The 24899-nt window shown below is 53.1% G+C and carries 24 protein-coding genes and 1 pseudogene; 14 read left to right on the top strand and 11 right to left on the bottom strand.

What is annotated here, in order from left to right; translation table 11 throughout:
- Nucleotides 1-210 precede the first annotated feature (210 nt).
- A complete protein-coding gene (locus tag ACT4MF_RS16820; RefSeq protein ID WP_444683642.1) occupies nucleotides 211-1209 on the top strand; it encodes a M48 family metalloprotease in 999 nt (332 codons plus the stop codon).
- Between the two features lie 23 nt (nucleotides 1210-1232).
- On the opposite strand, the gene ACT4MF_RS16815 is transcribed toward ACT4MF_RS16820, so the two are convergent.
- The 4 genes from ACT4MF_RS16815 to ACT4MF_RS16800 form a co-directional block, all read right to left on the bottom strand.
- Nucleotides 1233-1928 (bottom strand): nucleotidyltransferase domain-containing protein, encoded by a 696-nt coding sequence (locus tag ACT4MF_RS16815; RefSeq protein WP_444683643.1) that lies wholly within the window; start codon nucleotides 1926-1928, stop codon nucleotides 1233-1235.
- Nucleotides 1929-2359: 431 nt separating this feature from the next.
- On the bottom strand, nucleotides 2360-2572 hold the full coding sequence (locus ACT4MF_RS16810; protein WP_444683644.1) for a KTSC domain-containing protein: 213 nt from the start codon (nucleotides 2570-2572) through the stop codon (nucleotides 2360-2362).
- A complete protein-coding gene (locus tag ACT4MF_RS16805; RefSeq protein ID WP_444683645.1) occupies nucleotides 2572-4422 on the bottom strand; it encodes an ATP-binding protein in 1851 nt (616 codons plus the stop codon). The genes ACT4MF_RS16810 and ACT4MF_RS16805 overlap by 1 nt, the downstream gene beginning before the upstream one ends.
- A 1-nt stretch (nucleotide 4423) precedes the next feature.
- Nucleotides 4424-5575 (bottom strand): SIR2 family NAD-dependent protein deacylase, encoded by a 1152-nt coding sequence (locus ACT4MF_RS16800; RefSeq protein ID WP_444683646.1) that lies wholly within the window; start codon nucleotides 5573-5575, stop codon nucleotides 4424-4426.
- 147 nt (nucleotides 5576-5722) lie between these two features.
- Between ACT4MF_RS16800 and ACT4MF_RS16795 the strand changes: the two genes are divergently transcribed.
- A complete protein-coding gene (locus tag ACT4MF_RS16795) occupies nucleotides 5723-6022 on the top strand; it encodes a DUF8011 family protein (RefSeq protein WP_444683647.1) in 300 nt (99 codons plus the stop codon).
- A 118-nt stretch (nucleotides 6023-6140) separates the two neighbouring features.
- Here the strand turns inward: ACT4MF_RS16795 and ACT4MF_RS16790 are convergent, their stop codons facing one another.
- On the bottom strand, nucleotides 6141-6389 hold the full coding sequence (locus ACT4MF_RS16790) for a hypothetical protein (RefSeq protein ID WP_444683648.1): 249 nt from the start codon (nucleotides 6387-6389) through the stop codon (nucleotides 6141-6143).
- 370 nt (nucleotides 6390-6759) lie between these two features.
- Between ACT4MF_RS16790 and ACT4MF_RS16785 the strand changes: the two genes are divergently transcribed.
- The 5 genes from ACT4MF_RS16785 (at nucleotide 6760) to ACT4MF_RS16765 (ending at nucleotide 11565) form a co-directional block, all read left to right on the top strand.
- A complete protein-coding gene (locus ACT4MF_RS16785; RefSeq protein ID WP_444683649.1) occupies nucleotides 6760-7698 on the top strand; it encodes a hypothetical protein in 939 nt (312 codons plus the stop codon).
- Nucleotides 7699-7700: 2 nt separating this feature from the next.
- Complete coding sequence (locus ACT4MF_RS16780) at nucleotides 7701-8018, top strand: DUF8156 family protein (protein ID WP_444683650.1); 318 nt, start codon at nucleotides 7701-7703, stop codon at nucleotides 8016-8018.
- Nucleotides 8015-8671, top strand: coding sequence for a ribonuclease H-like domain-containing protein (locus ACT4MF_RS16775; RefSeq protein ID WP_444683651.1), 657 nt, complete (start codon nucleotides 8015-8017; stop codon nucleotides 8669-8671). Before ACT4MF_RS16780 ends, ACT4MF_RS16775 begins: the two co-directional genes overlap by 4 nt.
- Before the next feature lie 225 nt (nucleotides 8672-8896).
- Nucleotides 8897-9778 carry a hypothetical protein gene (locus ACT4MF_RS16770; protein ID WP_444683652.1) on the top strand — a complete coding sequence of 294 codons (882 nt, stop codon included), beginning with the start codon at nucleotides 8897-8899 and terminating at the stop codon, nucleotides 9776-9778.
- Between the two features lie 8 nt (nucleotides 9779-9786).
- Nucleotides 9787-11565 carry an MBL fold metallo-hydrolase gene (locus ACT4MF_RS16765; RefSeq protein WP_444683653.1) on the top strand — a complete coding sequence of 593 codons (1779 nt, stop codon included), beginning with the start codon at nucleotides 9787-9789 and terminating at the stop codon, nucleotides 11563-11565.
- A 48-nt stretch (nucleotides 11566-11613) separates the two neighbouring features.
- On the opposite strand, the gene ACT4MF_RS16760 is transcribed toward ACT4MF_RS16765, so the two are convergent.
- The 3 genes from ACT4MF_RS16760 to ACT4MF_RS16750 form a co-directional block, all read right to left on the bottom strand.
- Nucleotides 11614-12069: a MarR family transcriptional regulator gene (locus ACT4MF_RS16760; RefSeq protein ID WP_444683654.1), complete on the bottom strand. Its 456-nt coding sequence runs from the start codon at nucleotides 12067-12069 to the stop codon at nucleotides 11614-11616.
- A gap of 167 nt (nucleotides 12070-12236) precedes the next feature.
- Nucleotides 12237-12719, bottom strand: coding sequence for a toxin-antitoxin system TumE family protein (locus ACT4MF_RS16755; protein ID WP_512053317.1), 483 nt, complete (start codon nucleotides 12717-12719; stop codon nucleotides 12237-12239).
- Nucleotides 12716-13264: a DUF7342 family protein gene (locus ACT4MF_RS16750; RefSeq protein WP_444683656.1), complete on the bottom strand. Its 549-nt coding sequence runs from the start codon at nucleotides 13262-13264 to the stop codon at nucleotides 12716-12718. Before ACT4MF_RS16750 ends, ACT4MF_RS16755 begins: the two co-directional genes overlap by 4 nt.
- Nucleotides 13265-13645: 381 nt before the next feature.
- On the opposite strand from ACT4MF_RS16750, the gene ACT4MF_RS16745 reads away from it, so the two are divergent.
- On the top strand, nucleotides 13646-15796 hold the full coding sequence (locus tag ACT4MF_RS16745; protein WP_444683655.1) for a type B DNA-directed DNA polymerase: 2151 nt from the start codon (nucleotides 13646-13648) through the stop codon (nucleotides 15794-15796).
- Between the two features lie 1021 nt (nucleotides 15797-16817).
- The gene (locus tag ACT4MF_RS16740) at nucleotides 16818-18197 is read left to right on the top strand and encodes a Cdc6/Cdc18 family protein (RefSeq protein WP_444683657.1); all 1380 of its coding nucleotides are present in this window, start codon (nucleotides 16818-16820) and stop codon (nucleotides 18195-18197) included.
- A gap of 368 nt (nucleotides 18198-18565) precedes the next feature.
- Here the strand turns inward: ACT4MF_RS16740 and ACT4MF_RS16735 are convergent, their stop codons facing one another.
- Nucleotides 18566-18889: a DUF6788 family protein gene (locus ACT4MF_RS16735; protein ID WP_444683140.1), complete on the bottom strand. Its 324-nt coding sequence runs from the start codon at nucleotides 18887-18889 to the stop codon at nucleotides 18566-18568.
- Nucleotides 18890-19026: 137 nt separating this feature from the next.
- Between ACT4MF_RS16735 and ACT4MF_RS16730 the strand changes: the two are divergent.
- Nucleotides 19027-19128: pseudogene (locus ACT4MF_RS16730) on the top strand (transcriptional regulator TrmB); the annotation flags it as partial.
- A gap of 158 nt (nucleotides 19129-19286) precedes the next feature.
- On the opposite strand, the gene ACT4MF_RS16725 reads toward ACT4MF_RS16730, so the two are convergent.
- Together ACT4MF_RS16725 and ACT4MF_RS16720 are read right to left on the bottom strand one after the other, a co-directional pair.
- Nucleotides 19287-19616, bottom strand: a complete 330-nt coding sequence (locus ACT4MF_RS16725; protein WP_444683141.1) for a type II toxin-antitoxin system RelE family toxin — start codon at nucleotides 19614-19616, stop codon at nucleotides 19287-19289.
- A gap of 4 nt (nucleotides 19617-19620) precedes the next feature.
- Complete coding sequence (locus tag ACT4MF_RS16720) at nucleotides 19621-19785, bottom strand: hypothetical protein (protein ID WP_161606514.1); 165 nt, start codon at nucleotides 19783-19785, stop codon at nucleotides 19621-19623.
- 676 nt (nucleotides 19786-20461) lie between these two features.
- On the opposite strand from ACT4MF_RS16720, the gene ACT4MF_RS16715 reads away from it, so the two are divergent.
- The 4 genes from ACT4MF_RS16715 (at nucleotide 20462) to ACT4MF_RS16700 (ending at nucleotide 24854) form a co-directional block, all read left to right on the top strand.
- Nucleotides 20462-21088 carry a winged helix-turn-helix domain-containing protein gene (locus ACT4MF_RS16715; protein ID WP_444683142.1) on the top strand — a complete coding sequence of 209 codons (627 nt, stop codon included), beginning with the start codon at nucleotides 20462-20464 and terminating at the stop codon, nucleotides 21086-21088.
- Nucleotides 21089-21155: 67 nt separating this feature from the next.
- Entirely contained in the window at nucleotides 21156-22523 is a 1368-nt protein-coding gene (locus ACT4MF_RS16710) for a restriction endonuclease (protein ID WP_444683143.1), read from the top strand.
- A 129-nt stretch (nucleotides 22524-22652) separates the two neighbouring features.
- Nucleotides 22653-23681: a ComEC/Rec2 family competence protein gene (locus tag ACT4MF_RS16705; RefSeq protein WP_444683144.1), complete on the top strand. Its 1029-nt coding sequence runs from the start codon at nucleotides 22653-22655 to the stop codon at nucleotides 23679-23681.
- A gap of 273 nt (nucleotides 23682-23954) precedes the next feature.
- Complete coding sequence (locus ACT4MF_RS16700; protein WP_444683145.1) at nucleotides 23955-24854, top strand: ComEC/Rec2 family competence protein; 900 nt, start codon at nucleotides 23955-23957, stop codon at nucleotides 24852-24854.
- Nucleotides 24855-24899: the final 45 nt, after the last annotated feature.

The raw sequence follows: 24899 nt of genomic DNA, 5'->3' as shown, positions 1-24899 counted from the left end.
CGAGTCGTCAGCAATAATGAGGTTATGTCACGGGCTCACGCTGTGCCGGCTGTCGAGACCTCGGGGTAAACACGTACGTTAACAGTTCTCTCTGTACTGACCACAAAATCGGCCACAATGTAGCAGTAGAGCAGTTATGATCGGCGATACTGGTTGGAAACACTCGTAGCGACCAGAACTTACTACTGTGTTTCAAGCGATCACAAATTAATGCCCTCCCGACAGTGGTCGCTTCCGGCTCAGATGCTCGTAACAATCGTTGGAATGGCGGCTGTTACGATCGCATTTTTCTGTGGGATCTGGGCCGTCCTCTACGGTGTACTTTCATTTCTTGAAGTCTCTACAGCGGCATCGTTCGCGGGAGGATTCACTGCGTTAACCGTGGTAACAATCGGCTATTTCGAATACAAGCAGATCGACACGATCGAACGGCTCGCTGACGCCACCCACGTCGACGAGGCAGCCGAGCCCGAGCTGTACGAGTTGGTGACTCGGGTCGCAGCGCAACTCGACGTCCCCGTGCCGACGATCGCGCTTTCGGACCGACAAACACCTGAAGCACTCGCCGTCGGGTTTCGCCCGGATAATGTCCATCTCGTCCTCTCCCGCGGGACGCTCGACACGATCGACGGACGTGCCGAACTCGAAGCAGTCGTCGCTCACGAACTCGCGCACGTGAAAAACCGGGATGCGATGGTGATGACGGCCCTGTCACTCCCCGTTATCCTCGCTCGCGGACTCGGGACGCGACTTGCGGACATCGAAAATCCAGGAGGAGCTGCGATCGTCATCGTCCCGCTTGGCTTCGTCTCGACGCTTGTTTGGGGAACGGGGAAAGCGATGACCGCCCGGCTTTCGAGGGCACGAGAACAGGCCGCAGATCGAGCTGCCGTTGCGGTCACTGGGTCGCCCTCGGTCCTTGCGACTGCGCTCACGAAGCTCGATCGGAGTATTTCGGACACGCCGAATCGGGACTTACGCGAGGTGTCGGGGATCTCGTCGCTCTCGATCCTTCCGCTCGAACCTGAGGAGTTAGAGAAGGTAATGTTGGGTCCGGACGGGAGCAAAGAGCCGTCGTACTGGTGGCTTCGGCAACGCCTGTACCGGTTCAAACGCTGGTTGTTTCGGACGCATCCGCCAACAGAGGAACGAATTGAACAACTCGCAGAATACGAGCGACAACAGGACCGACGTTCATCTGCTCACTGACAGCGATAACCCCATCAGACCTGTCAATCATCGCTAGCACCTTCCTCAAGGAGGAGCCTTTCGACCGTCTCAAAGTTGGTAGTGCTGTAGATCGGGATTCCTGAAACGACAATTCCCCGGACGTCTTCGGTGTACGTGGGAACTGCCTGGACCGCTTCAACGTCGATGTCGTACGCATACCTGTTCCCGTCGAATTCGGCGTCTTCGAGGTCGCGACCAACAGCGTTCGCCTCTCGTTGGGTTGGAGCTCGGTCGTCCGTCGTGAGCACCCAGAGGTCGATGTCACTGCGCCGATCGGCTTCGCCACGCGCTACACTTCCGTACAGAACGATTCCGATGACGCCGTCGAGACGGCCAGTGAGTTCGTCGACGGCGGCCTTCACGGGTTGCTGGAACTCTGGTTGCGGTATTCGGAGGAGAGGGTCGTCTGGAATGGCGAGTCGCTCTCGATTGATCTGAACGAGCCGTTGGTTGCCCTCGGGTGATTCAACCACTAATCCGTTCTCGACGAGGGTGTTGATCGCTCTCCGAACCGTCTGTTGGGAATGGCCGATCTGGTTAGCCACCTCGCGCTGTGAGAACTGTTGGAATCGGTGATTGATTAAAAAGAGTAAGATGTCGTTTGTTGCCTTGCTTTTGAACAAATCTGCGTCTGCAGCGGGTACTGGAACGGATATGGACACGCCCTGTGTGGCGTCCGATTCCGTTTCATGACTCATATGCCATTCTACGGCTCACTCTACTTAAACATTATATAGAATTGCGGGCTGTAGTTAAGAACCCCTAAACGCCAACTATCCGTCAACGTCTTCGATGGCCTCGGCAGCGGCGTCACCGAGCTCACCAGCTTCGATATGGGAGTACCGCTTCCGAACCATCTCTTCGGCTCTGTTAAATCCCATTCTTCAGACAGGTTCTTGCCTGAAACAGCCGGTGGATGAGAGTTGCGAACTGATCGGCCCACACAGTCCCAGAGGGATCTTTGAGTCGATGTGTTATTCAGGTTGTACACCTGAGAACAGAATTCTCGTGGGCTGTGAGATCTCTGTACTGACCGCAGGGAAGACAACACATGTCACTTTCTAATGATTTAAACAGAGCTGAAGAAGTTCAACAGAGCCGATACAGCACATTTTCAAAACGAACTCTTTCAAATTCTGTTATAACTGTAGTTTCCTCTAATGTGCTCGTAAAAATATGAGCCATGAGATTCGGCTGCGAGTAGTCCGTCAAACTCGGCGGGAGACACTTCATAATATTCGTAGACACCTCCTTCAAGAAACTCAATCTCCAGCCTTCTTCTTTCCTCTTCGTATCTAACTCGGCTTAGATGGGATGAATCGACAGGTATCCATTCACTCATTATTCATCACCTTGAGTCTCATCTGTTGGAGTGTTCGGGTCCTTCTTTCTCCAGTGTTCTAATACTTTGTCGTATTCTGGGTTTGAGATTTCTTGATTCCATCCCAGTCCCTCATCTGGAGTCATGACTGGGGGATCCTGACTTTCGGGCCGGCTATCAGATGGTGGTGGATCTATCTGAGCACGTATTGGGAATTTGACTCCCTGTCCTACAATGATGGCTTCTCCTGTCTGAAGAATCGGGAGTGAGCTAAGAACCCCTTCCATATTATCTGATACCACTGAGTTGATCCTTGCTCGATCCTTGCTATTCGCCATCCGCATCGAGAATATCGTCCCACACTGGCTTAGAATCGTGCTGTCGATCTCCGTCGGCCTTTGTGAAACCAGCATTGAACCGATACCGTACTTTCTCCCTTCTTTAACGATTCGTTGGATCGATTCCGCAGCAGACCCGTCTCCAGTATCTCCAGCATACGAATGTGCTTCCTCGAGGACGACCAGGAGTGGTCTTCGTTTACCACCCTCCGCACGGTTCCGGGCCCAAAATAGCGAATTGTACACGATCCGCAGGAGGGCACCGACTAATGTATCCAGAATATCTGAGGGAATCCCGGAAAGATCCAATATGGTTATACCGGAATTATGACCCAGCCAGCTCTCGAGCAATTCGTCCAGATCTCGTTCAACTGTACCGTTTTCTTCTGGTAGCCATTCACCCGGGCGGAATAGGAAATTGTAGCGTGAGTCACGTAGCCTGTAAGTTAAGGTATCGACCTGACGTCCGATATTCATGTCCGGCTTCGCGACGTACACGCCTTCATGCTGGTCGTGACGTCGCGTTTCTGGGGTACTGACATCCATCGCACTTCCTGGATCTACTGGATCTCCCTCTTCATTCGTCACGTAGGCTACCGTGTTGAGTGACTGATCTCGTGATTCAGTGTGGGGAGATCTCACCAGTTTGTACAGCTCAGACCATAATTTGTGGATACTAAAGGGGATAGGCGTGTCCACATTAATATCGGACTGATCTATGCCGTGGATGTCCTGCTCAGGAAATGACTCTTTCTTTTTGTTCTTCACCTGCTCAACCAAAGCAGCTCTGTCTCTGTCACCCTGAATCTCTCCAAATGCTACATCGACCAATTCCTCAAATGATAGTGCCCAGTACGGTATTTGAAGCTCAGACTCCTGTCTTGTAGGATCTGCATTGGTAGTGAATACGTTTGCAGAATTTCTCAATGCCGCTCCGTATTCTCCATGTATATCTAACACTAGAACACGCGGTGATTCGATGGCAGAGGAGGTCGCCAAGTTGTGTAATAGCCCCGCAATCGTCGTGGATTTTCCTGAACCTGTACTACCTAGGATTGCTGCATGCCTTGAAACAAGTTTATTTAGATCAACTCGGGCGGGTATTTGGTCTGATCCCACAACTGAGCCGATATTTATATGTCTAGACTGATTTTGATCCCCGTAGATTCGATCGAGCTCGTCTTCCGTGACGATATGAACGTCATCTCCTACAGTCGGATATTTGGATAGACCGGTGGTCAGTTCTTCACCTTGTGCTGCTTCTCCCACAAACCTCACCGTCATCCACTTATTTCCGTGCGATGGCACATCCTCGTCTGCCTGCGGTGCTGCTCTTGCTCCGACTTGGGATACGACTCCAAATATGTCATCATATCCTAATGGAATTCGGACGAAAGAACCTATTTGCCCAACTCTGTACCCATAGCCTTCAACAAAAGATAGACCAAAGTTTGTTTCTTCATTCAATAGCACAGAGGCTCTCGCTCCCTCTACGTCCTCAATAGAACCTAGGTGAGTCGCTTGATCGGTCATATTACCTCCCGATCACCGACCCTAAGAAGTTGCCAAACTCTTCGAAGTCACCGAGTTGAAACTGTTGCTGCCACTGATTACTCTCAACCTCTTCCCAATCAAGTCCAATAGTGTCACTCCCCGGATCTGAATCGGATTCGGAAGATTCCCATTCCTGTTTTTGAGTCCCGATGATACCCGCGTCTTTTGCAAAGACACTCAAATCTGCATTCTGTTTGGCGATTTCTTGAGCATTACTATACGATTTCAACTCACTGTAGAGGAAGGCGAAGACCTGCGCTGAAGGAGGACCGCGCAGCCCGTCAATTATAGTTTCATTGAGATGTTGGTCTCGGAATGAATATCCCACTACAAATAACACTGCTTCTGGCTTGTTCAGAAACTGCTTAAGCCGATCTAAATAAGCAAGGTATGGCATTTTCCGACTCTGGCTGTACTTCATATGAGACGGATGGATTACTGCTGCGTCCTCTCCTTCATTGAGAGAACGCCATATCTCAATTGAGCTATCGGATTTTTCGGACGCCCAGTTGACTGATCCATGAATCTTCCACAATCTGTTCCATCTACTTGGCAGTTCGTCGTTTAAAACTGAGTACGAATCAAAGAAGGGCCGGTGTCCACCTACAAACCCGTCGAAAAACGGGACGTTTTGCTCCTCAAACGCTTGCTCCAGAAGGAGATCATAGTTTGTCGTGAAAACTTCTACGGGTTCTTTTCGTTCAATAGAACTCATCCAGGCGGCGAGGCTATGATAACCAGATTCCGTATCAGGAAGTTCCTTGTCAACTAACTCAATTATCTTGCTGCAAATACTATCTTCTAAATACTCTAATTCTTCAGCGGTCAGTCCACGGATCTCTTCTCTACCAGCATGCGGACGAAGCTCTCGTACTAAATTGAGGATATCCTCAATATTCGCGTTTTCTTCATCAAACTCTCCGATAGTGTGAATCCGTTCCCAACTTTCGGAGTACCCTTCATCCCGAATCCGCTCTTCAACCGCTGTTGTCATTCCTCTCATATCTGGAATGAGAGGAGATCCATCTACCCAGACTGATTTAGCACAGCCAGCGCCAAGAAGCATTCCAACAGGACGTTCATCACCCCGGATGGAAGCGCTGAATTGTTCAAGATGTTTCCGAATATTCATCAATTCGTGCTTCCTACATTATCAGTAGGCTATTTATGATTAGGGTCTGTCGGCTCTGTTGAATCGTTCGGCACAGCTGTGAGAATCCCTGTAGCAGGCGGGCGAACACAGTCTATATTTATCCTACGTGGGGTAAATACACGCTCGATGCCCTCCATCATCGACCAAACACTGTTCAGCGAGCCCTCTGGTCGTCCCCTTGGACTGGTCTTCCTCTGTGGCGCACTCCTGATGGCCGGGCAGCAGGGGTACTACGTCGTTGTAGAAGGAGCGACACTGTTCTACCCTGTACTGTTTGTGATCGTCGGGATGGCCCTCTCCGGAATTGCCGAGTCTCTGCCGAAACCCCGCCGACGGGAAGCTGGTGTCCTGAGACTCGCGGCGATTACCGTACTGGTGAGTCTCCTCGTGATCGGCTTCTTCGCACCCGACTTCATTACCGCGTGATAGATGGAAGGCCTTCGACTCCCCCGGCGTTGTGAGAGCGCTGTTCTCACAAGTAATCTGATGTATACACGCCCTGTACACACCGATTCTTAACTGAGTGGCAAGAAGACTCTCCGAATTAGTAGAGTGAAGGTGTATCCGACTCGGAACGGCCATTTCTGACGACATTGACGCCTGCTACGGCTAAAACTAACCCAAAAGCTATGAAAACCACTCCAAGAAGTGTCTTGAGGTCCCCCGAGATTGCACCGAATCCGTTGCCTGCCATCAGGTCTCCCCATCCAATTAGGGCGAATCCCAGCGGGGCGACACCTATCAAGACCATCGTCACCCCGAAAAAAATATCTCCAATTCGTCTCTGATTCATGTGAAATGAAACAAGCCGCTTTTGCTTGGCTCTTCCCCTGTACTGACCACATTCGGGTCAGAATGTATCATCCCCTAAAGATTTTAACAGAGCCGAATAATCGTATTCTGGAATACCATATCTAGAGATATCATCGACGAGGTGCGGTACAATAAAAATAACGAGATTAACCAACAAGTTGCCGAGCCATACAGAAATATTGGTTAATACGACGATCAAAGGCGGTGTCCACCTCGGAAAGAGTCTTGGAAACAGTCTCCCACTCCTCAAGATCCGGGGACGGAGTTCGAATTGGTGTTTGGTACAGTCCTTTCTGGAAGTCCGGAAACGCCGCGCCGTCGCTTATTGAGGGCGTGGCTAGTTATCGGGTATGGGAAACCACCCACCATCGAAGCGAATGGCGGCCGACAAGCCGACACGGGGGGCTGACCGGAATCTGGGCTTGGCAGATCAAGCCGATCCAGCCACAGACGAGATGCTGCTGCCGTCACTCGACGACGGCATCACGTTGCTCGACGTAGACGGCGGCCGAGGCGTCCCAATCCTCCAGTCGCTCGTGCTTGACCATCTCCTGTTACACGATGGGCCCGCCTTCTGGGTTGATGCGAACGGCCACGCGACGACAACGACGCTGGCTCAGATCACACCGAGCCAGCGGTTGCTCGACCGGATCCACGTCGCACGCGGATTTACCGCGTACCAACATTACGCCGCTGTCGACGATCTCTCGACGGCAGTAAACCAAGTCATCCAGAAATCGACCGCCGTCACCTGTACATCCGGCCGACAGTCAACGGTACAAAACGATGACTCCTCTCCACACACCCCGTCACTCATCGTCGCGCCGGCCATCGACATCCAGTACCGCAGCGACGATACGCTGAGCGAGCAGCACGCAGCAACACTCCAAGCGAGAACCCTCGCTCGACTAGGGACATACGCTGACAGCTACAATATCCCGGTACTCGTTACTCGGAGTACGATCGATGAGTTCACCGCAGCAGTCGCGACGGCCGCCAATCACCGCCTTGAGTGTGAGCAAACCCGGATGGGGCCGCGACTCGTCGGTGACGAGTTCGAGACACTTGTTTATCCCGTTGATGACGGGGCGTACTATCAGACCACGTTCGCCTACTGGCGACAACTGCTCGCTACGCGGGCGACACAGGTCGGGCTCGAACCCGCGACACCCCCGTCGTCGACGTCAAGTTCGCCAGGTGTCGGGACAGGAGTGACCGCTGACGGCGAGGCGGCGTCGCTCACCGCGAGTCCGCTCCTCGATGCGTGGACAGCACCTGGGGGGCGCTAACAATGGGACGGACGAACCCGACATATCGGGATGCGCTGCGGGCCATCAAAGACCGCTGGGCGGAGTTCCGACGAGCGCTCCGTCGTCGCGATCAACCACGCTTCGACCAACTGTTCGAGTACGCTCGCGAGCACGCCGACGCGAGCGGGCTGTTGAACCATCAGAATCCACTGGTGCCGGCGCTGTTCAGTATCGATCTCGAACAGGAGGCCACATTGGAAGACCATGAGGAACGCCTCGAAGCGCTCGAACACCGGCTCAACGAACAGAGTACGGATGCGCAAGTACCCGATGAAGAAGCCAGCGAGCCACCCCAATGAGTGCACTCGCAACGATCGCATTCGACATCGAGACGACGGGGTTTTCGACGACTGACCAGCTGACCGTCGTTGGCTTCGACGCCGAGATCGGCTCGCGAGTGTTCCTCAATACAGACGGGACTGCGTGTACCTCAGATATCGAACAGCGCGTGAACGATCAGCTTACGACGCCAGTGACGCTCTCTGTTCATGACGATGAGGGCGCACTGTTGGACGCCGTCAAGACGTTCGTCGGCTCCACGATCGCACAGCGAGACGTCAAGCTCGTAGCCTATAACGGCGAAACCTGGAAAGGCGGATTCGATCTGCCATTTCTTCGAACTCGGTTGAGTTATCACGGACGCGAGTGGCCGTTCGCCGAATTACCGTACATCGACGTGATGGAGGTGTTCTCCTCACGATTCAATACGAGCGAGAACAGCCTCACTGGAGTGTATGACGAGCTCGTGGCTTCCGGCCACGGTACAGTCGATCCATTTGGGGAAAGTAGAGAAGCGGTTGACGCGTGGCAGACTAGCGATTTCGAAGCGGTCGTACTCCACAACATCGCCGATATTCGACGTACACGAGCGCTGATGGACGTCGCCGAACGGTACTGCTCGAAATCAGATTTTTCGATGAAGTCACTTGAGCCAGTGATAAATGAGAACTAAGACAGACGGGTCAATCGGGAGAGACGAGAAGACCCAGTTTAAGCCTCTCTCAAAAGAGTCTGGAGAATCCTAAGTCATATTCTAATCCAAGGATTGTTTCCTAATAATTACTCGATTGAGTATTACTTTCTTGCCTCAAAATTTGGGAGATTATTCCACTTTCACTTCGGTATGCCGTCATTTTTCACCGGGTCTGCGTAAATAGATAGTATTGAGTGATTAATTATGTCATCACCAAGTTCCGTCGATTCAGAAACAGAGCGAACAGTGATTTTAGAGGGATTTGACCCTCTTGAAGTGGTGGATAGCCTTCCGCGAACTGTATTTCCAGTCACCGCTCAAGTTGAATTGAGTCGATCATCAGGAAACGACGTTACAGACTCTACATTCCGGCCTCCTGAGTATCCAGTGTCGTTGCGAAAACCGAAGGACACACCGTACATTCCTCCGACAACGATCCATTTCGACAATCCAGCCGAACGTCCTCCTGATCGAAAATCAGTATGGAAACCACATGAGTTCAGAGACCAATTCGGAGATATCCTCGTCCATCTTGAGGAGGAAACTGGCACTGATCCAGATCGGACATCCCTAGCGGGGCTCTGCGTTGTTGAGATCCCTCCACGATACCTTACTTCAGATGAAGGACAGCCGGTCGCAAAGCCGGCACTCTATGAAGAAGAGGGTGAGATGACAATGCTGTATTTCCAACAATCATCGGGTTTCACGGCACATATGGTGCGCGAAGAGCTCGGTGATGCGCTTCCCGGTAAGAAGCGATCACCGCTTCAATTGACTCGAATGGATGAAGTCATCGCGAAACCGTCACGGGCATCACGAGATACGCGAATGGAGGCCGGTCGGGCACGGTACTACACAGAGCCCGAAGCTGAAAAGGCAGGCAAACGTGGCGCGATTCCGGGAATTTGGAAGTTATCAGATGTATCATACACCGGGGACAGTGCACGACCTCTCGACGGTGTGCTTACTGATCTCGACCAATTTGCGCCAGCCTTCGCTGAAACAGATCTCCTCAAGCACGTTACGTTCCGGGGTCGCACACAGGAACAGGAGAAATTCTACGCAGAACAGGTGCTATCTCAGTAGTTCAAACGATGCCTTCTACACAACCTACCGATCCATCTGAAGATGATGCGACCGTGCTCTGGAAACAGCCGGGAAAAGCAACTGACTATACAGATTCTGACGCTCCTGTTGTCATAATCCCTAGAGGTGGCACTCGCGAGGTCGGTCGGAGCTGTTACCAGTTACAAACCCAGTATGGTGAATATCTCATAGATTGTGGGCTCAAACAAGGGTCTGGTACTGGAAACGGCGTCTCTTTCCCTGACTTCCGGGGGATTGGGTCAAACGATCTTGATGCAGTATTCCTGACGCACGCCCATATCGATCATATTGGTGGACTTCCTATACTTGAGCACAAGAACAAATTGAGTCGCGATGCGCCCATCGTCTGTACACGGCCCACAGGGGCGCTTGCACACCAACTCCTTCATGATTCGTTAAAGATTCACAAAGAAAACGCCGAGAAGCCCGGGCGTGAACAACGGTTCACAGAGGGCGATGTACGAGAGGTGTTATCCCGGTTTGAACCGATCTCGTACGGTGAATACACGGTCTCTGAATTCACCGATATCGAAGGAGAGCACTTGAATCTACAATTTGGCGACGCTGGACACTTACTGGGGAGCGCGTGGATTACTGTCGAAACTGTTGGTCGTCGAATCCTGTTTTCAGGTGATCTTGGAGGACGATCGCAACACCTCCGTGATATCCAAGCACCCCCCTCAGTTGATACTCTGTTTTTGGAGTCCACATACGGGAATCGGACCAACCACAATTCGTTCAGTGATGCGTGTAACACACTCGTTGAAGAAGCAATTGATGCCGCTCGGTTGGGAATTCCGGTTCTTATTCCGAGCTTTGCAGTAGGGCGTGCACAAGAGATCATGCAGGCCTTCAAACGGCGGCTACAGCAGTTCCCCGATGATGAGATAGCAGATATTGAGATTGTCTATGATGGAATGGCAACTGAAGCAACCGACATCTACCACGCGTACTCTATCGGTCAGTACGTCAAAGAGTCAATCAACAAACACCGAGCTAATGCAGGCGATTCAGAACCATTCACACCCGAGTGTGCTTGGCGTCCATCGAAGCCTGACGACCGATACAAAATTTTCGATGGGGAATCAGCACCAATCGTTATTGCTCCCTCAGGGATGCTGACCGGTGGATTATCACCGGCGTATCTTCTCGAGATGGTGAAAAACTACGATGAGGGACGAGTCATATTTACCGGCTACCAAGCCGAGGAAACACTCGGAAGAGAACTACTTGAGGCTAGCGGAGATACTGCCGAATTACAGGTCAGTACACGTCCAATAACCAATATTGATGATGTAGATGACGGCAGCGACGTTCGTAGCTCCGAGACCGACGCTGGATATACAATCAACGTCCCGACTAATTGGATACGGTCGGTCTCCTTGAGCGGTCACGCTGCAGCTAATCGGTTGTTAGAGTTTGCTCGAGATGCTGATCCCACACATATCTCATTGGTCCACGGATCTTCTGACGCACAAGAGAAATTTCGGCCATTCTTGGTAGATAACACGGATGCGGATTTGGTATCTGCCACTCGGATTGGTTATCCGATCCCGGCGAATCCTCGCTTAGTTACAGACGAAAACGCAGACCAAGGCCAGTCCAGCACCGAAGATTCCACCGGTCGTTATGAGCTCGAGACCCACCCGGACACCCTTGAGGAACGTGTGGCCGCACTAGAGGAGATTGTAGACACACTTACAGCCGATTTAGCAGCCTTGCGGAACGCCCGCAAAATAGAGGAGGATGAAACTGATAACGGGTGAGAGTGGGGTTTAGGAATTGTCAACGATCCACAAGCCATCGGATTGACACTACTTGCTGTATTTGTCTTCAAGAGCGGCTTCTTGCCGAGCCAGTATTTTGACACCCTCGCGGATCCCTTCGGTCAACACGATCCGTCCGAGCTCTGTCAGTTCGTAGTATGAATAGGTCTCTTCAGTCCCCGTATTCGGATCGCGTCGGTTCTTGATGAGTGCGACATCCTTGAGCGTCCGGAGCGGATAGTGGAGCGCATTATCCTCCTCACCAAGTACCATTGATAGTTCGCTGGTGCTGAGTTGATTATTCTCCGCAAGCGCCTCAAGAATCAGATATTGCTTGGGCTTAGACGCTACTTCGTACATTTTCAAGTAATCGTCAAGATCGAACAGGCTGTCTTCAGGGAGTTCAACGTCAAGGTCGAACCCGTTATCGCCCTCATTAGAGTCGTCACGCCGTCGGAGCGAACCGTCGTCAGGAATTGACGTTCGGTCGGGCGAGTTAGTCATATAAGTCAGTTGGTCCCCTACCATCTTAAAATATTTTACTATGGTTGTGGCGAGATCATCCAACTATTTGGTCCAGTGAGGTGAGTAATTCACAATGGAAGAGCAGTGGATTGTGCTCTGAAAACACGGATCCTGTGCCGGTAGAAGAACCCGTGCCGACAAGGCTTCTATGGCGGATTTTCTGCGTCGTTGAGCCCCTCGAATGTTCCATTCGTGTAAGCGTATCGCCACCGTTGGACAATCGCCCGCGTCACAAGGCTTGTCTCAGACACAGCAATACAAGATGGGTCAACCGGACGGCTCGGAGCATCGGGAGGAGAATGGAAGTGTCGGCGCGGCGCGTCGGGTTTCGGATGGCAGTCGAACCGAAAATTTCGGTCTCGGTCATCTGTGTAGTGTGCGGCGTAGTTCCCGGTGAGACTCCACCGGACGTCTATCCGGGCGGTTGACGCCGCTCCGACGCCGTCGGATAGTTCGACCGAAAGTGTTTGTGGATTCAGCGGGTCGTCTACTGACGCGACTTGGACCAGCGGCTCTAGTTCCACGAACAGATCCCGTATTTCCCGTAGTGCCCCGGCGTCGATAGCACCAAATACCTCAGACTGCTCGTCTGGCTGAATATGTTGAGCGGGGTCTCCGTCGTCGGTCATACGACGATGGATGTATCGCCGTTCCCATCGTCATCTGTGTCCGTGCCAGTAAGGTGACCAGTTTGACTCACTTCACCGATCGCGAGTGTTGCCTGTGCAAGCGCGAGGTTACGTCGCGTCGTTTGCCATTCTGTGAGGAGCGCACCGTGATCGCTGTCGGCGTCGTCGATATCCAGTTCTCGGGCGAACTCTTCGGGTGAATCAACACCGTATTCCTCGCGCCACGCCTGTATCTGTGCCTTCATATCAGCGATGCCAGACGCGATCTCTTCGGGCGTCCGTTCCGCGAGAAGCGACTGGGCGTGTTCGGTGACGATAGCCGTTTCCGACCGTCGGTAGTGCGTCGTCTGACCGTCCTGAGACGTCGTTACCTCACCAGCGCTCTCAAGCGTTCGCAGGTGCTTTCGCGCCGTGGTCGATGAGACTCGGGCACGCTCGGCGATCTGTGCTGCAGACAGCGGGTCGTACACGCGAGAGATGACTTCGTACACTCGTTCAAAGGGCGTCGTCTCCTCGATCCATTCCTCTTCGGCGACATCGTTCACGTCACGGTGGTCGGTGCCGCCATCCGGACTCAATCGGTGGGGCGGGGACGGCTCTTCGGACATTATGTGCCATCCAACGGGAGAGCGGCATAATAATCTATGGGGTAGTATATTGTTCACCAAATCCAATACATGGAGGATTGTCCACAGCAGTCTTAACCAACACCCCATCTGTAGGACAGTCGTTCTGTTGGTTAACACGCTACCGGAGGTTCAGCTAACAAACTCGGAAACGATTCTGGAAGTGTGGTTACCAGAGCGAATGCGCGAGAGTACGCTGTTCTTGTCGATACGATCTCCATTTCACGAAATCCGGAACAGACACGCCAGCGATTATGCGAGATTTTGGTGTAGAGACAGGTAGGTGGATAACTACTACAAATGGTGTTCACAATCGATTTCCTTGACGATGGTCGCGTCCTTGAATGGGAAGCGACCAACGAGGGCGCGACCGCGACCGAACGCGACGACTACACGCCTCGTTTCTACGTCGCACCACGTGACCCCGACACCGATATCGATCTCACACCACTTCGCTCACAATACGAACGACACCCAGATGTCGTCGCGACCGAGATCGTATCCCGGCGCTCCGGCTTCAGGCGTGACGACGAGCGCGCTCTGGCTGTCGACGTCAACCATGTCGACCGCGTCACACCGCTTGCGCGACAGGCACACCAACTGTCAGTGTACCCCGTTGGAGATCTCGCCTGCTTCAACGTCGATTTCTCACGGGAGTTTCGCTACTGTCTGGAGACGAATTGCGATCCAACGCCGGCGGGGGAACTGTCGACGCTCCAGCTCGGTATTCCAGTGACCGAGACAGGCCAAGACACGTACAGCGAGCTCACAATTGCTGGCGAGACTGTAACCGGGTCAGCAGGAGACATACTCACCACCGTCCAAGCGGCGATCGAAACACACGATCCGGACGTCCTCGTCTGCTCGACGAGCGAGATCATCCCGACCTTGTACGAAATGGCGACAGACGCCGGCGTCAAGGACTTCTCGCTGAGTCGGTGGCCGGACGTCGACTATCAGCAGCTCGCAAGCCGGTCGACGTACTCGAGCTACGGCCGCGTCGGTCACTCCCCGGCGCGGTACAACGTGCCCGGTCGAGCGATCATCGACGAGTCAAACACGTTCTTCTATGGAGAGACGAACCTCGACGGCATCCTCGACCTCGTGTCGCGCTCGAAAAAGCCTGTCCAGGAACTCGGGTGGGCGTCGATTGGGAACGTCCTCACCGCGATCCAGATCTGTGAGGCCTACGACCGCGGCATCCTCGTGCCGTGGAACTCCTGGCGGCATGAGTTCTTCAAGCCGATGGGGACGCTCCACGACGCCGACCGTGGCGGCTTCATCTTCGCGCCCGAAGTCGGCCTCCACGAGAACGTCCACGAACTCGACTTCTCCTCATTGTACCCGAACATCATCTGTACACGGAACGTCTCACCGGACGTCATTCGGTGTGACTGCCACAGCGACCGCGACGACGTCCCCGGCCTCGGGTACTCGATCTGCGACGAGCGGGGCTACCTCGTCGACGTGCTACAGCCGATCATCGACGCTCGCGACGAAATCAAGGCGGCCATCCGTCACGAGAAGAATCAAGACGACCCCGACGAGGACCGGCTGGCGGAACTCGAGGGGCGATCGGGCGCGCTGAAGTGGATCTTGGTGGCTTGCTTCGGCTACCAAGGGTTCAGCAACGCGAAGTTCGGCCGCATCGAGTGCCACGAGGCAATCAACGCGTTCGCTCGCGAGATTCTGCTGACGGCGAAACAGCAGTTGGAGAACGGCGGCTGGCGCGTCGTCCACGGCATCGTCGACTCTATCTGGGTGACCCCGGACCCCGACGTCGACGACGAGAACCGTGAAAACCTCGACGCACTCGCGACGGAGATCACCGACCGCGTCGAGATTCGGCTCGAACACGAAGCCCACTACGACTGGGTGGCGTTCGTGCCGCAGCGCGAGAGCGACGCCGGCGCGTTGACAAAATACTTCGGCAAAGTGGCTGGCAAAGACGACTTCAAAATACGAGGAATCGAAGCCCGGCAGCGCTCAACCCCGCCGTTCATCGAGGACGTCCAGCGGGACTGTCTCGAACGGCTCAATGCCGCGCGGTCACCGGACGCAGTGCTCGACTGTCTCCAGAACGCCATCAAGCGCCTCCACGCTAGAACGGTGCCGGTTGAGCAACTTGTCGAACGGAATCGCGTCTCCAAGCCACTCGAAGGATACAGTCAGAATACGCAGAATGTGGCCGCGTTGAAGCGGGCTCGCGATCAGGACCTCGCCATCCACCCGGGCCAAGATGTCGAGTACGTGGTCGTCGACGACGAGAAGAACTCGCGAGAACGGGTCGCGTTGGCCCACGAGGAGTTCGAGTCGTACGATCCATCATACTATGAGACGCAGCTGGTCCGAGCTGTCGAGAGCGTATTGTCGCCTCTTGGCTGGGATCGGAACGACATCCGACGAGAGCTCAACGGAACACGTGTAGTTGGTATCACGGACTGGACCTGACGAACCCCCTCCCCCCTTTTTCGAGTTGTAAACTCGTGGCGGCGGGGAGGGGTGAACAGCAAGAGAGGTTACAGAACAGCCAATTGTGGCGGATATACGCGATAGAGAGGTTGAGTGTCTAATATTCTAACTTGTGACTAAATATGCGAAAGTTTATGTTGTACGTTACCTTACCAGAACCGTACTAGAGACAAAGAAAACATATCGTCTAGCTCAGATAGACGATTGACATCTCGGGATGTAGATGACTTCCTCATCTCGTCCGTGGTTCTAATTACGTGTAATCTCCCGTTTCGACGCCTCTGTGCCAACTTTAACTACCTCAACTCTCGCTATGCTACGTCTTGGATGGCCTGTTCCCTCGCGACTTACAACTCGAAAAAGGGGGGAGGGGGTGAATCATTCGAGATCGCCATAGCAGCTTCACCAGCAATCATGTCCGAAACTCGGTATTCCTCTAATTCGTGAGCGGGTCCTACGAGCGTCGTTCTTTCTCGACTAATCTGGTGCTTACTACTCGAAAACGGGGTGTTTGAGTAGGACCGTATCACCCAGAGCATCATTCACAAAAAATCCAGATCATGTGGATTTTGCTTCGAGACTCACTTCGATCTCCTTCTCCCGACAACACCAAAATGGAGGTGGGCGTGTCGAATTACGATTGTTACCGTCCCCCAACGCCTTGCAACTCGACAACGGGGGGTCTGGGTCATCGAGGGAGTTCGACGACAGCGTGTTCCTCGATCTGTTACAACTCGACAACGGGGGGTGATAGATTACGAAAACGGTATCTGACTTATTCGGAGAATGCCGGGTTGTTGTCGTTAGATAGGCTGTTTTCGCCCGGTTACAACTCCACAAGGGTCCATATTTTTATACCCAGAGTTCGAGGAGGTTCATAATGGGACGAGAGGGACGTAGAGCAGGATCGAATAATCCGGAAGGTGAGGGGGATCATCAATCTTCTGCTGCTGATCCTGAAAATTCCCAGTCGATGGATGAGGAGGGGGAGTCTCCTGGCATGTCACAAACGACCTTCGGAAACGAATCAGATTCCGCCGATTCGTCTCAAGAAGCAACTAACGGTGACGATGGCGGCATCTCAATTCGTGATCGACTCCAAACCGAGTCGTCCGGTGGCGTTTTCGCGAACAAAGACCTCGTTCGGTCAGACACAATCATCGATGAGGATCGTATTGTCGGTCGTGATGATCAGCTGGGCCGTGTCGTCGACAACCTAAAACCGGTCCTCCAGAATGAGGGGATCCCCGATATGCTCCTGAGCGGGCCATCTGGAACGGGGAAATCGCTCATCATTCATGCAGTCTGTAAACAGATTGTCGAACTATGCGAATCTCAAGGCAAGACCTTCGGGGTCCTCTCCATTAACAGCGAGGGACCGAAGACTGCAGATAGAGCCGTCTACCGGTTAGTTAAAGCTGCGGCCGACGACCTCGGTGTCGATCCTGGCGTTCCTCAAACTGGCGTCTCAACGGACCAGAAGCTCGAGCGACTGTACGAACTCATGCGAGAGTATTACGATGGAGTCATCTTCATCCTCGATGAGATCGATATGCTCGAGGGGCCGTATCAGGAAGCAGAGTACAATTCTCTCATCTACCAGCTTTCACGGGCTCGCAAACTCGCCGACTTTGATGGCCCCATCTCGCTCACAACGATCACAAACTACGCTGACTTCATGAAGAACCTCAACAGTCGCGCACAGAGTTCCTACAACCCCGACGACATCTTCTTCGATGATTACGACGCGAACCAACTTCGTAGTATTCTCCACAACCGGAGGGACGCGTTCAAGCCAGACTCAATTGCAGATGACGTCATTCCGCTTGTTGCTGCGTTCGGATCCCAAACGCACGGGGATGCCCGAAAAGCGATTGATCTCCTCAGATGGGCCGGCGAATTAGCTGAGCGGCGTGGAGCTGACACAGTCACCGAGACTGATGTTCGTGATGCTCAGGAGAAGTACACTGAAAACCGCAAACTCCGCCACATCAGCGGTATTTCAACTCAAAAGAAACTCTCAATCTATGCCGTGGCGGCAACGGCCAACTACGCAAGAGAACATTCTGAGTGGATCCCTGCTGGACCCGCGTTCAAGACGTACCAATTCATTGCTGATACGATGGACACCGACCAGTATAGTCGCGAGACGTTCGTAAATCACGTCACCGAGCAGAGTACGTACGGTGTGTTGGACTTCGAGCGTCGAGGTAAGGGTCGCGGCAGAGGAGTACATATGTATTTCTCCCTCTCTGAGGATCCGGAAACGATCATGAAGACGATTCGTGAGGATTCTCGGTTTGAAGACCTAGCTCACGAAGAGGCGACTATCAGCGCGGTCGTCCGCGAACGGGTGAAGCAGTTCCGGAGTAAGAACTAACCTCGCCCGTATTCTCCCGCACTTACTTCTCGAAAACGGGGGGTGCTCGTATCCCGCGTGATGCGTTACAACTCGAAAACGGGGGGTGTCAGTCGCTGGGGGTCTCGTTACAACTCGAAAACGGGGGGTCAGTGAGTCGAGAATTCGACGACCCAGTAGATCTACTGTGTTTGTCCTGTATCCCTCTCCCATATACAACTCGACAACGGGGGGTGTCCTACGATTTCTCTGCCATCGGTACAATTGATGACTCGGAGATAATAAAGAAACGATGAAAATGCGGGGTGTGGTTCCATCGATATTGGCCCCCCTCCAACGAACTCTAGTTACGACGGAAACGTGGGGTGGGTGTCTCCCTTTGTCGAGTCTTACTCGTCCGAGTTGACCGGTCCTTTGTACTTCGACTTCACTGAATCGCCTTCCCGCCACTGCCAGTAATAGTAGCGATTGTCGTTGATTTCCTTGATCGTGATCGTCGCTTTGGCTGGGACGTCGTCCGGAAGATCGTCTGGTCGCTCTTCGACCTCCTCTTGATCTGCCGACTCCTCGAGACGGGCCTCTCGTTCCTTGTGCTCGGCGAGCGCTTCAGCGTACGAAGCAACGTCTCGGAGCCACTCTGGGTCCGACTCGTTGAGCGTGTTGACGATCTCCGTCGGGAGGTTCGCCGGTGGGGTCGGGGGTTCGTAGGACATCGGCTGCTTTCGTATTAACCAACAACAACTGCGACTTCATAGTTTTGTTGGTTAATACGGTAGAGACGGTTTCACGCCTGCGGGCTGTAACACTACTTGAAACTTCTTTATATATGAGTTTCGTACTATGTTACACTGTGCTCTGGCGCATCGAACTTGAGGTCCTCGCCACGGTTGACCGCGGCGACACGATCTCCGAGCTGGCGACGAAACTCGACCACAGCGAGAGTTACCTCTCTCTACTCGCTGTCGCCGCCGAACGCCATCAACGGAGCACACACTTCCTGAGGGCGTCCCCCTGGTATCGACTGGACAGGCTGTCTCTAGGTTCACACGCAGCAGTTGGAGGTGACACCAATGTGCGGAACGATAACAGTTGAACCGGGTAGTATAATCTCTAGCTCATGCGACCGCGGAAGTCATCCAGATTGTAGGCGTTGTCGTCTTTAGGAAACACGGCGACGGCTGTCATGGTCCCATCGCTGATCTCGTAAACAACGCGATAGCCACTATTGCCGACACGTTCACGATAGAAATTGTACTGGCCAGATCCGGTGAGGTAGGTAAGGTGCTCTTGGGGAACCCGTCCCCACTGAATCTTGTCTTCCCAGTCGTGGATTTTGTTGAGAATGCGCTCCGCGTGATCGGGGTTGTGTGCTTGAATTGAAGCGAGATCCTCAGCGATAACGATGTCGAGAATACGGAGTTTGTCTGGGGCGCGCGGCACGCTGCTAGTCTAATTCGATGCCCAGACGTTCAGCGGCTTCTTCGGTGGTGAGAAGCTCGTCGTCATCGGCGTCGTCGAGGGACTCGCCCCGTTCAGGGAGCACCGCTGCCTCGTCGGGAAGCATCTCTGCCTCGTCGGCGTGCTCTGGTTGTTCCCCGTCTACTGCCATACTTCTCATTTCGAACCTGTGGTCATAAGCCTTGCCACGCTACGAATACCAGGGTTAGGATCGGTGTGATAGGGATATAACCCGGTTACGTCCACCAATTCGGGAATATTCCGAACGATAAGAAAAGAGTAAGATAGAGGGATGCTACATGATTCGGTAGGAGTGAGGGACTCACGTCATCCGACTCCACAGCGGTGTCACGCTTCACTTAGGGGCGTCTGGCTCTGTTGAAATCCTCAGCAGCTGATAGTTTTTCACCCCAATGGCTCAGTATAGAACAAAGGCCCCCCAATCATTATCTCATCAGCTACCACACATCATGTATGAATAAGATAATTTGGACACTCGCAGCAGCATACGTTCTTGTTGGATTCGGTTTATTCTATAGTTTAGCAATAGACTCTAGCGAGCTGTTCTTGGGAATGACCGCTCTTGTTTATCTTCTCATGAGTCCGTTAGCATATCTTGTTTATAAAAAGCGAGTAGTGAACGAGTAGTCGGTCAATACGCACTCTTTAGCGACCCGTTGTTTCAGGCAAGAACCTATCTGAAGAAGAGGATTTCAACAGAGCCGGGCGTCTCTATACAAATCGGGTTTCCGGAGGATACTCAAGACCCACTAGCTGGCACATTTCTCAGACGAGATTTAAAGTTCAAGAATTTCGAACTTGCGAGTATGACCCCTCACCCCGCCACGGAGACACCCCCACCTGATCTCGAAACCGGGATCAACAATCTCATAACTGTCAGCCGGTTATTGGATCATCCAGAACTGGCGCGTGTCTGTGTGTACACCTGCTATTACGGGCCGGTCACCCGCCCAGAGATCAAGGCGGCACTGGATATCCCGAAGACCACGATCTACGACCACGTAGAGACGCTTGAGGCGCTCGGGATCGTCTCGCTTGCGGGAGATCGACCGGTGGAAGTGACCGCAGATCCGGTTCGAATCACCACTGACGGCATTGTCGTGACGCCGACGATCCTCCACGCCGTTGCATTCCAGGAAGTCGACGACGATGTCTCATACTTCGTTGAGCGACACGGCGTTGGCAAACTCGCTGCTGCTGTCCGACAGGCCGGACTCCATTATGCTGGAAAGATCACCCAGCGAATGGCCGCTGATCCTCTTGGTATCCCAACTGGGGAAGCGATCAGTGTTATCCTGGCGCTGAAGCCTGCGCTCGCGGTTGGGCAGGAATACGATCCTTACTTCGCCGTGATTTTCCCGGAAACATCGGATGACATCGGATTTGAGAGCGACCATGACGCGGCAGTACCTCGTCAGAATTCCGAGTCATGACTGAGTCCATAACAGTAGTCGACGCAAACGAATTGGGGCATCGAAAAATAGTACCCGTATCTCCCGAATGGCTGTTCTAGACGAACTCTCGGGATTCGAGTTCGAGGACGTCATAGAGGATGTCTTCCGCAACCTCGGCTACGAGAACGTCCGGCAGGCTGAGAAGACAGCTGACGAGGGGCGAGATGTCATCATGGAGGAGGTCGTCGACGGCACGCGGCGCGCAATTGTCGTCGAGTGTAAACACACGGGGACGGTCGGGCGGCCGGTCGTCCAGAAACTCCACTCGGCGATCGCGACGTTCGACTTCGATGGCCCGAAGCGAGGGATGGTCGTTACGACGGGCCGGTTCACGAGTCCCGCCCAGGAGTACGCCGACCGTCTCCAACAAAACGCCGATCCGTATCCCATCGAGCTGCTTGACGGCGAAGATCTCCGAGAGATAGCCGACGAAATCGGCCTTGACCTCTACAACGGTCGCATCGAGATTCTCTGCGACGAGACCCTCCGTCCGTACGACCCGGCAGCTGACGTCGACGCGCCCGTCCAGGAAGCGTTCCGAGATATCGAGAACATCGAGGCCGCTGACGTCCTGACACCCCATTCGGCGGTGACGTTCCGACCGGTGGTTGCGGTTACCGCGGACACGAACGCTGTCTTCGAGACGTCTGTCGGCGTCATCCACCGGATCAACGATCGGACGCAGTTCGTAGTTCACGCTGAACGTGGCCACCCACAGGTCGTCGACGAAGATGTCGCGACGTTGGTCACCGAGAACCTCCACGCGACAGTCGACCTCGACGCCGAGCAGTTCGGAGAGGTGTTCGACGACGTCGAGGAGCGCCGGTTCGGCCAGACGCAAACGGAGTACAAGGACTGGGCCGTCGAGCGCCTCCAGCAGCACCACAAGACGACGGTCACTTACACCGGCGACAACAACGTCACGTACAACAAAACCTGCGAGCCGAACCGCTCGGACATCTCCGTGCAGTCCATCGAACCAGTGTACCTCCCCGAAGTTCGGCACACCACCGACATCCAGGAGTACACCTACCCCTACGAGTACTACGCGGCAGGCCCCTCTCGAGTTACCACCGAGGACGGTATCCACCGCTGTGTCCACTGTGAGACCAGCGGCGTCGACGAGCCGTACGCGTACTGTCCGAACTGTGGAGCGATCGCCTGCGACAGACACACCAAAACGGAACGACTGGAAGGCGAACCGATTTGTACAGGCTGTGCGGTAACGGAACGGTTCGCGCTGAAGACGAAGTTCTTCTACGACGAAGATAATCTCGAGGCATTCCGCGAGGAGTACGCCGCGATGCCGATCCACGAGAAGGTGATGGAGAATAAGCTCCTCACTGCTGGTGGGGTAGTAGTTACGGCAGTTCTACTACTGATTGGCATCCTCGCACTTGGAGGTGTAATCTGAGCACCGAGGTGTCGAATTGGTTACCGCTCAGCCCATGTCCGACAGTATTCAATAACGTCTTGAGGATGTCTGCTCCACTTTCACCACCTTGCGGCACCGTTTTTTATCGGTCCGTTAATAGTTGGTATCGTGAAACCAAATAGTCGTCTTGAGCTACACTTTCTGAATGTAGACCACGGCGATTGTACCGTGATTCGCCATCCTGGGGACGAGCACAAGGAAAGGGGGCGAATCTCGTTTGTCGATATCAACGACTGGAAAGATAGAAAACCAGATGACGAAAGTGTAGTTGCTGGCCTGAGCCAGTTCCTAAAGAGCAACTACGACGGCGGCACAGGGATGTTCAAGAGCCAGATATCTGAGGAGGAGTATGATGAAGAGTATCTGAATGATCCGGTCGATTATTACCAAGACAATGTCGAAGATAGACATGACTCTATCTGGCGATTTATTTCTACTCACCCAGATATGGATCATTTGTCTGGCCTTAATCGGCTAAGAGAGGAAGTCGGAATATCGGGGCTTTGGGATACTGACCACAACAAGGAAATGGACGAAGGAGACGAGTGGGGCCCGGGCTTCGAGCCCGAAGATTGGGAGGCATATACGGAGATCCGAAATGACGAAACAAGTCATTTCCATATCCAGCCTACGGAGGGAGATCAGGGTGATTTCTGGGAACAAGACAATATCGAAATTCTTCATCCAACCCCAGAATTCGTTCAAGAAATTAATGAGGAGAATGCTGATACTGAGAAACCGGAATTCAACGATATCAGTTTGGTTCTCCTTCTAGAAACTAGGGCCGGCAGCGTTCTTCTTCCAGGGGACGCTGAACAGGATACATGGGACCGTATTCTTGAAGAGCATGAAGAGCAACTCGATGATGTTAGAGTCCTCAAAGCAGCTCATCACGGTAGAGAAGACGGTTTTCATCAGGAAGCAGTAGAGGCGATGGATCCCGAGCACGTCGTTCTGAGTGTAGGAAAGAAACCCTCGACAGACGCACATAGTGACTATACGGACGTATGTAGGGACGACGCAAAGGTGATTTCGACGAGACAACACGGTCGAGTGAAATTCACCATCACCAAGCGTGGCACATTGATTCGGTCCTTAGAATATCCCGACGGGATTTTTGATTTACCCAGTGAATAAGATCGCATTTGGTCGGCCTCTTTCGTCTCTACAGCTGTACGATGTGCTTGCGAACCTAGTCCCGTTTTGGATTCATCTAGAGATTGTTGAGAGCTCTACGACACACTGCCCGTTGAAAAACTGGTGAAATTACTTGTATCATTAGTGAAGACGGTCGTATGAATGATTGGAAGACGCTCGAAATTCGAGGCTCATTTCTTGAACGTTGACCATGGTGACTGTACGATTCTTCACCACCCTGGAGATGGGGATCACCCTCAAGGCCGGGTTTCCATGGTGGACATCAATGACTGGAAAGACCGACAAGACCCAGATGTTGCAGGGCTCGGGTACTTCCTGAGAAATCTAATAAGCTCCAGTAGCCCAGAATCGGAGGAAGAGTATGCGCATGAATACCTGAATCCCCCTGTCGAATACTATCGAGAGAACGTAAATGATGGTGGTGTCGGTATCTGGAGGTTCATCCTAACTCACCCAGACATGGACCATCTATCCGGATTAGAGAAACTTGATGATAGGGTCGAAATTACGGAGTTCTGGGATACGTTTCACGAGAAGACGCTGAGTGTAGACCAAAACGACTGGCCTGAAAGATTCGACCCCGGAGATTGGAAACGCTACGAGAAAATCCGCCACAACGAAACGAATCACCATTACATCAACCCGACTAAGGGAATCAAGACCTCGACTTGGAAAGAAGACGACATAGACATCCTGCATCCATCATCTGCGTACGTAATCCGGAAGAACAAGGAGAACGCGAACAGATCTAACGAGGAGTATAACGACCTGAGTTATGTATTGAAAGCCAATACAGTCGCGGGAGGGATTCTCTTGCCAGGAGACCTTGAGGAAGAAGATGCTTGGGAACGACTGTTAGAGTACGCAGGTGATGAGTTAGAGGACGTCCGGGTTTTGAAAGCAGCTCACCACGGGCGAGACAATGGATTCTATCCCGAGGCCGTCCAGAGGATGGATCCCGACTACGTAATCATTAGCGTGGGGAAGAAAGACGAACACGATGCACAACCAGACTACAATCGCATACTGAGTGACGATACCGAAATCTACTCGACCCGCCAACATGGCCGTATCAAGGTTACAGTTACCAAAGAAGGAGAGCTAACGCTTGACTTAGAAGAACCAGACGGAATCTTCGATCTGCCTGACTAACTGGAAGTATCCGTTTGCTTGACTCCTTTTGGGCAATCGTGAGAG

It is taken from the genome of Halorubrum sp. FL23, assembly GCF_052439115.2.
Classification (GTDB): Archaea; Halobacteriota; Halobacteria; order Halobacteriales; family Haloferacaceae; genus Halorubrum; species Halorubrum persicum.
This window is presented reverse-complemented; position numbering and strand designations above follow the sequence as displayed.

Excerpts from the sequence above, each read along its gene's own strand:
- ACT4MF_RS16820 (WP_444683642.1), top strand. The coding sequence starts at position 211 with ATGCCCTCCCGACAGTGGTCGCTTCCGGCTCAGATGCTCGTAACAATC.
- ACT4MF_RS16815 (WP_444683643.1), bottom strand. The coding sequence starts at position 1,928 with ATGAGTCATGAAACGGAATCGGACGCCACACAGGGCGTGTCCATATCC.
- ACT4MF_RS16810 (WP_444683644.1), bottom strand. The coding sequence starts at position 2,572 with ATGAGTGAATGGATACCTGTCGATTCATCCCATCTAAGCCGAGTTAGA.
- ACT4MF_RS16805 (WP_444683645.1), bottom strand. The coding sequence starts at position 4,422 with ATGACCGATCAAGCGACTCACCTAGGTTCTATTGAGGACGTAGAGGGA.
- ACT4MF_RS16800 (WP_444683646.1), bottom strand. The coding sequence starts at position 5,575 with ATGAATATTCGGAAACATCTTGAACAATTCAGCGCTTCCATCCGGGGT.
- ACT4MF_RS16795 (WP_444683647.1), top strand. The coding sequence starts at position 5,723 with ATGCCCTCCATCATCGACCAAACACTGTTCAGCGAGCCCTCTGGTCGT.
- ACT4MF_RS16790 (WP_444683648.1), bottom strand. The coding sequence starts at position 6,389 with ATGAATCAGAGACGAATTGGAGATATTTTTTTCGGGGTGACGATGGTC.
- ACT4MF_RS16785 (WP_444683649.1), top strand. The coding sequence starts at position 6,760 with ATGGGAAACCACCCACCATCGAAGCGAATGGCGGCCGACAAGCCGACA.
- ACT4MF_RS16780 (WP_444683650.1), top strand. The coding sequence starts at position 7,701 with ATGGGACGGACGAACCCGACATATCGGGATGCGCTGCGGGCCATCAAA.
- ACT4MF_RS16775 (WP_444683651.1), top strand. The coding sequence starts at position 8,015 with ATGAGTGCACTCGCAACGATCGCATTCGACATCGAGACGACGGGGTTT.
- ACT4MF_RS16770 (WP_444683652.1), top strand. The coding sequence starts at position 8,897 with ATGTCATCACCAAGTTCCGTCGATTCAGAAACAGAGCGAACAGTGATT.
- ACT4MF_RS16765 (WP_444683653.1), top strand. The coding sequence starts at position 9,787 with ATGCCTTCTACACAACCTACCGATCCATCTGAAGATGATGCGACCGTG.
- ACT4MF_RS16760 (WP_444683654.1), bottom strand. The coding sequence starts at position 12,069 with ATGACTAACTCGCCCGACCGAACGTCAATTCCTGACGACGGTTCGCTC.
- ACT4MF_RS16755 (WP_512053317.1), bottom strand. The coding sequence starts at position 12,719 with ATGACCGACGACGGAGACCCCGCTCAACATATTCAGCCAGACGAGCAG.
- ACT4MF_RS16745 (WP_444683655.1), top strand. The coding sequence starts at position 13,646 with ATGGTGTTCACAATCGATTTCCTTGACGATGGTCGCGTCCTTGAATGG.
- ACT4MF_RS16740 (WP_444683657.1), top strand. The coding sequence starts at position 16,818 with ATGTCACAAACGACCTTCGGAAACGAATCAGATTCCGCCGATTCGTCT.
- ACT4MF_RS16735 (WP_444683140.1), bottom strand. The coding sequence starts at position 18,889 with ATGTCCTACGAACCCCCGACCCCACCGGCGAACCTCCCGACGGAGATC.
- ACT4MF_RS16720 (WP_161606514.1), bottom strand. The coding sequence starts at position 19,785 with ATGGCAGTAGACGGGGAACAACCAGAGCACGCCGACGAGGCAGAGATG.
- ACT4MF_RS16715 (WP_444683142.1), top strand. The coding sequence starts at position 20,462 with ATGACCCCTCACCCCGCCACGGAGACACCCCCACCTGATCTCGAAACC.
- ACT4MF_RS16710 (WP_444683143.1), top strand. The coding sequence starts at position 21,156 with ATGGCTGTTCTAGACGAACTCTCGGGATTCGAGTTCGAGGACGTCATA.
- ACT4MF_RS16700 (WP_444683145.1), top strand. The coding sequence starts at position 23,955 with ATGGTGGACATCAATGACTGGAAAGACCGACAAGACCCAGATGTTGCA.